The sequence below is a fragment of the Staphylococcus sp. EG-SA-2 genome (assembly GCF_017152085.1).
In genome coordinates, this window is record NZ_JACYHC010001237.1 from 1 (window position 1) to 9,685 (window position 9,685).

Consider the following 9,685-nt stretch of genomic DNA (forward strand, 5'->3'; position numbering starts at 1 on the left):
GTTTCAGGACTATTTAGGTATTTTGGTTCTTGACCGGTATATGTTCGACCTGAATATCCAACAATTCTTCCTTGCGCATTTTTCAAAGGAAACATAATACGATTTCGAAATCTATCGTAATAACTGAAATTTTCTTCGTTACGTGATAATAATCCGGCTTCATATGCTAATTCAATATCGTAACCCTTTTTTTGAAGAAAATCATGACAAAAATGTGAGCTATCGGGTGCAAAGCCAATGCCTCGCTCTTTAATAAGCGCATCTGTAAAACCACGTTCTTGTAAGTATGTTAATGCTTGTTCGCCTTCGACTGTCTTTGTTAAAGCGTAATAATAAAATTCTTGTATTAACTCATGCATTTCAATCATTTGTAAATCATCAGAAGCAATTTGAACATTTGAGTTAGATTGTGTTGCCTCAATATCTACAGCAACATTAACTCTATCACCTAATTCTTTAACCGCTTCAACAAATGATATGTCTTTAATTTCTTGAGTAAATTGAAAAACATTGCCACCTTTTTTACAACCAAAACAATGACAGATTTGTTTATCTTCAGAAACTGTAAATGAAGGTGTCTTTTCATCATGAAAAGGACACAAACCTATATAATTGCGTCCTCTCTTTTCTAGTTTTACATATTCACTTACCAAGTCTAAAATGTGGGTTTTATCTTTTATTTCATTAATGATCGATTGATCTATTCGCAAATTAAATCACCTATTAAGCATTAGTTATACTATTATACCTAATTTTTGACAAAAATGAAATCATTTCGATTTATTTTGTTCAATATAATGGATTATATCGTTTGCTGTTTCTTCGATTGCTTTTTGAGAAACATCAATGACAGGACATCCAATTTCACTTACGATTTCTTCAAAGTAATTCAATTCTTCTTGGATTCGAGCTTCTGTTGCATAACGAGCTGTGTCACCTAGTCCCAATTGTTTTAATCGCTCTTTTCTAATGCGATTTAATTTTTCTTCACTTATTTTAAGTGCGATACATTTCTTAGGATCAATATCATATAAGCCATCTGGCGGTGTCACTTCTGGTACAATCGGTACATTCATAACTTTGTAACTCTTATGCGCTAAATACTGAGATAATGGTGTCTTTGAAGTTCTCGAAATACCAAGTAAAACAATATCAGCTTTAGGTAATCCTTTAGGATCTTTACCATCATCATATTTAACCGCAAACTCTATCGCATCAATTTTCTTGAAATATGCATCATCTAATCTATGAACGATACCTGGCTCATTATAAGGTTTTTCTTCAACCGATGCTGATAATAAATCCATTAATGGCCCCATGATATCAACGGACTTCAATTGGAATTCTGCTACTTTCTCACTCATATATTGCTTCATTTCAGGTTTAATAAGTGTATAAACAATGATAGCATTTGTATCTTTTGCAACTTGAATCACTTCATCAACATCTTCAAAAGATTCAATATATGGATATCTTAATAATTCATTTTTACATTGCTTAGGATTAAATTGTGAAATACCTGCCCTAGCAACTAACTCTGCCGTTTCACCTATAGAATCTGAGGCTACGATAATTTTAATTTTTTCCATTACTTCTCACCTATTCTTTATATAATGCTACTAATAACTTAGCTATTGTTGTTTTGGAAATTCTTCCAATTACTTCATACTTTTGATTATCTTTTTTTCTTACAATTGGAATCGAATCAATTTCTTTTTCAATCATTCTATCTGCTGCGTATATGACTAATTCGCTTTCCTCTAAATAAGTGACATTAGGCATACGTGTCATATTTACACTGATAGGTACTGTATGAATATCTGCTCCAATCATTGAAGCTCTTAATAAATCTTTTCTTGAACACACACCAACAAAATCGTTATCTTCATTAATAATAAATAATGTACTTACATCTTCTAAAAAAATTGTACAAATAGCGTCATAAACTGTTGTATTCTCTCTTAGCACAACAGGTTGAGACATATAGTCCTTAACCTCAAATTGTCGAAGTTTTTCATTAAAAAATTTGCCTTTTGATTTACCTGAATAATAATATCCAACTCGGGGACGCGCTTCTAAAAAACCTGACATTGTTAATATCGCTAAATCTGGTCTAAGCGTTGCTCTTGTTAAATTCAACTTATCTGCTATTTGTTCACCAGTAATGGGTCCTTTAGTTTTAACAATTTCGATGATTCGTTCTTGTCTTTGACTGAGTTCTATAGGTCTTCACCCCTTTTTTATTCACTTATTATTATACCGATATTTCTTTCATGTCACAAACACATTAATTTTACTTGCCTTTAAATAATCTATCAATTAGAATGAACGTACAGCGAGTTAAGGATAGTGTAAGCTTAACAATAAGATTGGCGCAACGAATCATTTTAAAATAAAAGCGAGTGACTACACTAATTTGGGTGGAACCGCGGGTTAAATACGTAACTTATTTTGTATTATATACAATTTAAAATATTAACTCGTCCCATGGAAGTAAAGCATATTTACTATGCTGTTATTTTCCATGGGGCGTTTTCATGTATGAGGAGAGGTAATTATGGCAAAAGATATGGATACAATTGTTTCATTAGCAAAACACAGAGGTTTTGTGTTCCCTGGTAGTGATATTTACGGTGGTTTATCAAACACATGGGATTATGGTCCTTTAGGTGTTGAATTAAAGAATAATGTTAAAAAAGCTTGGTGGCAAAAATTCATTACACAATCACCGTTTAACGTTGGTATCGATGCTGCAATCTTAATGAATCCAAAAGTATGGGAAGCTTCAGGACACTTAAACAACTTCAACGACCCAATGATTGATAATAAAGATAGTAAAATTCGATATCGCGCTGATAAATTAATTGAAGATTATATGCAAGATGTTAAAGGTGATGAAAACTTCATTGCCGATGGTTTAAGTTTTGAACAAATGAAAAAAATTATTGACGATGAAGGTATTGTTTGTCCTGTAAGTAAAACTGCTAACTGGACTGAAATTCGCCAATTCAATTTAATGTTTAAAACATTCCAAGGTGTAACTGAAGATTCTACAAATGAAATTTTCTTACGTCCTGAAACAGCACAAGGTATTTTTGTAAACTATAAAAACGTGCAACGTTCAATGCGTAAAAAATTACCATTTGGTATCGGTCAAATTGGTAAATCATTCCGTAATGAAATCACTCCAGGTAACTTCATTTTCAGAACAAGAGAATTTGAACAAATGGAACTTGAATTCTTCTGTAAACCTGGAGAAGAAATCGAATGGCAAAATTATTGGAAAACTTTTGCAAGTGACTGGTTAACAAGCTTAAATATGAGCAGTGAAAATATGCGTTTACGTGATCATGATGAAGATGAATTATCTCATTACTCAAATGCAACAACTGATATTGAATATAAATTCCCATTTGGTTGGGGTGAGTTATGGGGTATCGCAAGTCGTACAGACTTCGACTTACGTAAACATGCTGAACACTCTGGTGAAGATTTCAGATACCATGATCCAGAAACGAACGAAAAATATATTCCATATTGTATCGAGCCATCACTTGGTGCAGATCGTGTAACATTAGCTTTCTTATGTGATGCATATGATGAAGAAGGCGTTGAAGGTAGTAAAGATGCACGTACAGTTTTACACTTCCATCCTGCATTAGCACCATATAAAGCAGCGATTTTACCTTTAAGTAAGAAATTATCTGGCGAAGCGATTAAGATTTTTGAGCAATTAAGTTCTAAATTCTCAATCGATTTCGATGAATCACAATCTATCGGTAAAAGATACCGTCGTCAAGATGAAATCGGTACACCTTATTGTGTAACATTCGACTTTGATTCATTAGAAGATAATCAAGTTACAGTACGTGACAGAGATTCAATGGAACAAGTTCGTATGCCAATCTCAGAGTTAGAAGCTTTCTTAACTGAAAAAACAAAATTCTAATTAAAAAGACTTTCCACCATATGTGGTGGCTATATAATTTATAAAAAGAGATACTGGTTAGTAAAATTGCCAGTATCTCTTTTCTATTCAAAAAGGTATTCAAATAAACACATCTATGTGGCTACTTGAATACCTTTTATTATTTTATGTTATTGTTCCAATCTTTTTAATTGGTTGATTAGTTTCTGACTTTTAAAAAACATACCTGCATATTCACGATATAACATTAAAATGATATCTGACATTTCATCAATAATTTCTTGATGGATATTCAATGAATTCATTTTATCTATCGGTAATTTTTGTAATACATCTAATAAATATAGTGTTTTATTCGATAATATAACTGCATGTACATCTTTAGAAGCCTCTTGCCTTGAAATCGCACCGTCAAACTTAAAACTATAACCTATTAAATCTGCTTGTGTGTCATTACCACTCACAGCACAGCGATTAAATGATGCAGTAAAACCAAATCGTTTCATGCACTTTAACATAACTACGACTGACATTAACTGTGCAGATGTACCTGATTCTATTTTTTCAAGAACAAATTGTAATAATTGATAGTTATATGGTGCAATGTCACCTTCATCCATTGAGCGCTCAATAGTTTCAGCTGCCAGAGAGGCATAACTGCTTACGTAAAGGTCCATTTGTAATTTATAATGTTGACTAATAACATCTACAGAATTTAACGTTCCCATACCTCGCCACTGATTGTAAATAAACAAACCATAAACAAACAATTGCGTTTGCGCTTGTAAACCCGTCTTAACTTTTTTAGCACGCCTTGCCATAAGTGGTACTTTTGCACCATGCTCATTTAAAATCGTGATAATTTTATCAGATTCACCATAATCAACTGCTTTGATGATAATCCCTTTTTGGCGCATTAACAATTATCTTCACCACTTTTAAGATTAATCTTGGTCTTCAACATAACCAATTTGGCGAATAAAGTTAACTTTGTTTCGCCAGTCTCTTTGAACTTTGACCCATAATTCTAAGTATACTTTAGAGCCTAGAAGCATTTCTATATCACGTCTCGCACGTTTTCCTACTTCTTTTAACTTTTTACCGCCTTTTCCAATGACAATTCCTTTTTGCGAATCTCTTTCAACATATATAGTTGCTTCGATATGAACACGATCTTCGCTTTCTTTAACCATACGGTCCACATTAACACCAATCGCATGAGGGATTTCTTCACTTGTAAGATGAAGGATTTTTTCACGAATGATTTCACCCACTACAAATTGTTCAGGATGGTCTGAAATTTGATCATCTGGATAATATTTAGGTCCTTCGGGTAAATACGTCTTTAAAACATCAATAAAATGATCTACATTTAGCCCTTCTAATGCTGAAATAGGTACAATCTCTGTAAAGTCCATATAACTTTGATATTCTTCAATCTTTGGCATTAATTCATCTGGATGCACTAAATCTATTTTATTTAATACTAAAAATACTGGTGTCTTAACATTTTTCAACATTTCTATAATATATTCATCACCTCGTCCAATTTCCTCATTGGCATTAACCATAAACATGATTGCATCTATCTCAGATAATGTATTTTTAGCGACTTTCATCATATAGTCACCTAATTTGTGTTTAGGTTTATGAATACCTGGCGTATCAATGAATATAATTTGCGCGTCATCTCTTGTCATAACACCTTGAATTTTATTTCTAGTTGTTTGAGCTTTATCGGACATGATTGCTATTTTATGGCCAATCACTCTATTAACAAATGTTGACTTCCCTACATTTGGTCTACCTATAATTGAAACAAATCCTGATTTATGTTCTGTCATTTATTCTAAATCCTTTCCTGAAAATCCAAATGGTAGTAACTCTGCGACTGTCATCATAACCATATCTCCTTTATGATTTGTCATATACACAGGCATATCATCATCACATAATTCCTTTAAAACTTGACGACATGCACCACAAGGTGATGACGGTTTATCTGCATCTACGGTTACAGTTATTGATTCAAAATCACCTGGTCTGTATCCTTGAGAAATTGCCGATACCAAACTAGCTCGTTCAGCACATATCGATAATGGATAAGAAGCATTTTCTACATTGGTACCATAAAAAGTTCTACCGTCTTTCGTTTTTAAATAAGCCCCTACTTTAAATTGACTGTATGGCGAATATGATTCTTGTTGTGCTTTTCTAACTTCTTGAAAATAATGAGGTTGATAACTCATATATGCCTCCCTAAAATAACGCTATAAAATGTGGTAAAAATACTATTAAACCTATAATAAATGCTAATATTGAAACTATAAGTACACTAAAAGCCGCTATATCTTTTGCGTATTTAGCTAAATCATGATATTCAACGGTCACTAAATCGACAACATATTCAATAGCAGTGTTTAAAGCTTCAACAGTGAGAACTAATGCAATAGCAATGAGTATAAATATCCACTCAATACGATTAATATTTAGTACGAGACCAAAGACAATAGCAACAATCATTGCAAACACATGTAAAAGAAATTTATAGTCTTTTTGAATTAAGATTTTCAGCCCATCAAGTGCATATTTAAACCTTTTCATAATTAGTCTCGTGTTAATCCATAAGCGTTTAATATTGTATCTTGTCGACCAAACATTTCCTTTTCATCCGCTTCAGTCATATGATCATAACCTAATAGATGCAAAAATCCATGTAATGCTAAAAATCCTAATTCTCGTTCAAAAGAATGTCCGTAATTGTTTGCTTGTTCTTGCGCTACATCCGTACAGATAATTATATCCCCTAAAACACGTGGTATATCAAGACCACTAAAATCAATCTCTGGCTCATCTTCTTCTAAAGCAAATGAGATTACATCTGTAACTTTATCTTTATCTCTATATGTTCGATTAATTTCTTGTATTTCTTGTTTATCTACAAATGTAACAGAAAGCTCAGCATCGTCTTCTATATGCTCTTCTTTTTTAGCAAATTCTAATAAATCTTCAATTTGTTTATACCACGCATCTTTAACTAAGCCTGTGTGATCGCTAAAATCTATCGTAAACATTTAATTCTCTCCTTCATAATGTTCAATGATCTTACTTACCAATGGATGTCTTACTACATCGCTCTGATCTAATTTCAATATACTTATACCTTTAACGTTGTGTAACCTACTGACCGCTTCCTTAAGTCCACTTTTAACACCTTTAGGTAAATCGATTTGAGTTTGGTCACCAGTAACTACCATTTTTGAGCCAAAACCTAGTCTTGTTAAAAACATTTTCATTTGCGCATGTGTCGTATTCTGCGCCTCATCAAGAATTACAAATGCATCTTCTAATGTTCGTCCGCGCATATATGCAAGTGGCGCTATTTCGATAATGCCTCTTTCAATAAATCGCTCTGTTTGTTCACGCCCAAGAACAGTATATAGACCATCATATAAAGGTCTTAAATATGGATCTACCTTTTCTTTCAAATCTCCTGGTAAAAATCCAAGTGACTCTCCTGCTTCAACAGCAGGTCTTGTTAATACAATACGTTTAACAGCACCTTTACGGAGTTGCTTTGCTGCATAAACTACAGCTAAGAATGTCTTACCTGTACCAGCAGGACCTATACCAAATACTAAATCATTATTTTTCATGGCATTAACATATATACGTTGCCCCATCGTTTTCGCACGAATCGTCTTACCAAATGCATCTTTAGTTATCTCTTCATCATATAAATCTAACAGATGTTGAATTGTGTTATTATGCGCCATTTTAATAGCTGCTTCAACATCTTTAATTGTAATATTATTACCTAAATCAATAACCTTCAGCAAATTGATTAATACTGATTCCGCTTTTTCTACGTTTTCTATTTTTGTACCTTTAACGGCAACTTCTTGTCCTCTTGCATGGATGACAACATCGAAACTCTCTTCAATTGCTTTTAAATGTTCATCATTATTTCCAATTAAAGCTTGAGATTGGTTCATATCGTCTATTTGTATAATTCCAGGCATACACGCGCTCCTTTTCATATATCATTTATATTCATTCTATGATGCTTTAATATCTACTTAATTATATCATGCAATTGATTGATTTAAACATCTTTGCATTGACTTACTCATTTTTCTTTAATTTAAAATAATCATTTATACTTTTCACCTTGTCATAAAAGCAGTTTCAATTTTAGACTAATCAATTTTTTGCTGTAATTTAAATAACTAATATTTCTCGAAAGATTCTCTTTGTTTTTTAATTTTTCTTAACGTAAAAAAACAAGCAACTACCATTACGATAGTGCTTGTTTTCAAAAAATTTTATAATTGTTTTGGTTTAGCTAAAATTTCTGACCATATCATACCATTGATTACTTCATCTTTATCAAATTGGAACGCTGATTTAGTCAAATCTTTTTCGACATTTTGAGAATTAAGCAACTGCTTTAATTTCAAACGTTTTGTACGTTCAGATAAGTATTTATCCTCAATAATATCTCTAGCACGTTTTTCCATTTTAGCAATTTGCTTTTCTTTTTCTCTATCAATGTCAGTACGAATCGTTTTAATATCATCTCTAAGTGATTTTTCTAATTGACGTCTAATTTCGTCAGAATTATCTTGTCTAGAAGGTCTATGTTTCTGCTCCACCGGTTCTGCTTTAGGCACTGTAATTGGTTTCTCTGTCATCGGTTTTGTTTCTGGTTGTTTTTTAGGTGCCATAGGTTCTACAACAGGTTTCGATTTAGGCTCTTCCTTTGGAAGTTCATCGAATAAAGGTGGTAACGTATCATCATATTTTCGTTTCGATGATTTCTTTTCTTCTTCATTTAATTCTTCACTTATTTCTTTAAACGTTCGCTCAATTTCTTCAAAAAAGCCACCTTTTTTTGGTTCATTATCGGTAGATGTTTTTTGAGGTGGCTTTTGATTTTGTCTATCTTTATGACTATTTTCGCGCATAGTAGTAATGATAGAAATGATCACTGATATGACAAAAATTAGAATACCGACACTCATTTAATCACCTCTCGACTTAATGTTCAGGTGACTCATCATCACTTTGATCAGTTCGTTTATTAATTGCATTTCTCATGCCTGTATCAGCTTCGATATTTTTCAAATTATAATAATCTTTAACACTGATATTACCTGAACGTAATGCTTCAGCCATAGCTAATGGTACTTCAGATTCGGCTTCAACTACTTTAGCATGCATTTCTTGTACACGCGCTTTCATTTCTTGCTCAGTTGCTACAGCCATAGCTCTACGTTCTTCAGCTTTTGCTTGTGCAATATTTTTGTCTGCTAATGCTTGTTCAGTTTGTAAGTCTGCACCAATATTTTTACTAATATCAACGTCAGCAATATCAATTGATAAAATTTCAAATGCAGTACCTGAATCTAAACCTTTGCTTAAAACTGTTTTAGAAATATTATCTGGGTTTTCAAGTACTTCTGTATGATGCTTACTAGAACCAATTGTTGAAACGATACCTTCACCAACACGTGCGATGATTGTTTCTTCACCTGCACCACCAACAAGTCGAGCAATATTAGCTCTAACTGTGATACGAGCTTTGGCTTTCACTTCAATACCGTTCATTGCTACACCTGCGATAAATGGTGTTTCAATGACTTTAGGATTAACAGACATTTGAACCGCTTCTAATACGTCACGTCCTGCAAGGTCAATTGCAGCAGCACGTTCGAAAGGAAGATCAATGTCAGCACGTTGTGCAGCAATATTAGC

General features: G+C 32.9%; 12 protein-coding genes. 1 reads left to right on the forward strand and 11 read right to left on the reverse strand.

Features of this window, described 5'->3' with window-relative positions; all coding sequences use genetic code 11:
* The 3 genes from dnaG to ccpN all read right to left on the reverse strand — a co-directional run.
* Nucleotides 1-710 (reverse strand): DNA primase (gene dnaG, locus IDG60_RS19975; protein ID WP_206161109.1); only part of this gene is annotated, 710 nt, incomplete at its 3' end.
* Nucleotides 711-770: 60 nt separating this feature from the next.
* Nucleotides 771-1,589, reverse strand: a complete 819-nt coding sequence (locus IDG60_RS19980) for a pyruvate, water dikinase regulatory protein (protein ID WP_000411298.1) — start codon at nt 1,587-1,589, stop codon at nt 771-773.
* Between the two features lie 10 nt (nt 1,590-1,599).
* Entirely contained in the window at nt 1,600-2,223 is a 624-nt protein-coding gene (ccpN, locus tag IDG60_RS19985; protein WP_001797828.1) for a transcriptional regulator CcpN, read from the reverse strand.
* Nucleotides 2,224-2,557: 334 nt separating this feature from the next.
* Between ccpN and IDG60_RS19990 the strand changes: the two genes are divergently transcribed.
* Nucleotides 2,558-3,949, forward strand: coding sequence for a glycine--tRNA ligase (locus tag IDG60_RS19990; protein WP_001030080.1), 1,392 nt, complete (start codon nt 2,558-2,560; stop codon nt 3,947-3,949).
* A 149-nt stretch (nt 3,950-4,098) separates the two neighbouring features.
* On the opposite strand, the gene recO is transcribed toward IDG60_RS19990, so the two are convergent.
* The 8 genes from recO to floA form a co-directional block, all read right to left on the reverse strand.
* Nucleotides 4,099-4,845, reverse strand: a complete 747-nt coding sequence (recO, locus tag IDG60_RS19995; RefSeq protein WP_001557361.1) for a DNA repair protein RecO — start codon at nt 4,843-4,845, stop codon at nt 4,099-4,101.
* 27 nt (nt 4,846-4,872) lie between these two features.
* The gene (gene era / locus IDG60_RS20000; protein WP_000134765.1) at nt 4,873-5,772 is read right to left on the reverse strand and encodes a GTPase Era; all 900 of its coding nucleotides are present in this window, start codon (nt 5,770-5,772) and stop codon (nt 4,873-4,875) included.
* Entirely contained in the window at nt 5,773-6,177 is a 405-nt protein-coding gene (gene cdd / locus IDG60_RS20005) for a cytidine deaminase (RefSeq protein ID WP_000121875.1), read from the reverse strand.
* 10 nt (nt 6,178-6,187) lie between these two features.
* Nucleotides 6,188-6,532, reverse strand: a complete 345-nt coding sequence (locus IDG60_RS20010) for a diacylglycerol kinase family protein (protein WP_000819532.1) — start codon at nt 6,530-6,532, stop codon at nt 6,188-6,190.
* 2 nt (nt 6,533-6,534) lie between these two features.
* Complete coding sequence (gene ybeY, locus IDG60_RS20015; RefSeq protein ID WP_000494134.1) at nt 6,535-7,002, reverse strand: rRNA maturation RNase YbeY; 468 nt, start codon at nt 7,000-7,002, stop codon at nt 6,535-6,537.
* Nucleotides 7,003-7,950, reverse strand: a complete 948-nt coding sequence (locus tag IDG60_RS20020; RefSeq protein WP_001117767.1) for a PhoH family protein — start codon at nt 7,948-7,950, stop codon at nt 7,003-7,005.
* 303 nt (nt 7,951-8,253) lie between these two features.
* A complete protein-coding gene (locus tag IDG60_RS20025) occupies nt 8,254-8,952 on the reverse strand; it encodes an SPOR domain-containing protein (RefSeq protein ID WP_000110600.1) in 699 nt (232 codons plus the stop codon).
* Nucleotides 8,953-8,968: 16 nt separating this feature from the next.
* Nucleotides 8,969-9,685, reverse strand: a 717-nt coding sequence (gene floA / locus IDG60_RS20030) for a flotillin-like protein FloA (protein ID WP_206161110.1), incomplete at its 5' end; no start/stop codon positions are given.

Coding starts and splice junctions, on each gene's coding strand:
- IDG60_RS19980 (WP_000411298.1), bottom strand. CDS start 1,589: ATGGAAAAAATTAAAATTATCGTAGCCTCAGATTCTATAGGTGAAACG.
- IDG60_RS19990 (WP_001030080.1), top strand. CDS start 2,558: ATGGCAAAAGATATGGATACAATTGTTTCATTAGCAAAACACAGAGGT.
- recO (WP_001557361.1), bottom strand. CDS start 4,845: ATGCGCCAAAAAGGGATTATCATCAAAGCAGTTGATTATGGTGAATCT.
- era (WP_000134765.1), bottom strand. CDS start 5,772: ATGACAGAACATAAATCAGGATTTGTTTCAATTATAGGTAGACCAAAT.
- cdd (WP_000121875.1), bottom strand. CDS start 6,177: ATGAGTTATCAACCTCATTATTTTCAAGAAGTTAGAAAAGCACAACAA.
- IDG60_RS20010 (WP_000819532.1), bottom strand. CDS start 6,532: ATGAAAAGGTTTAAATATGCACTTGATGGGCTGAAAATCTTAATTCAA.
- ybeY (WP_000494134.1), bottom strand. CDS start 7,002: ATGTTTACGATAGATTTTAGCGATCACACAGGCTTAGTTAAAGATGCG.
- IDG60_RS20020 (WP_001117767.1), bottom strand. CDS start 7,950: ATGCCTGGAATTATACAAATAGACGATATGAACCAATCTCAAGCTTTA.
- IDG60_RS20025 (WP_000110600.1), bottom strand. CDS start 8,952: ATGAGTGTCGGTATTCTAATTTTTGTCATATCAGTGATCATTTCTATC.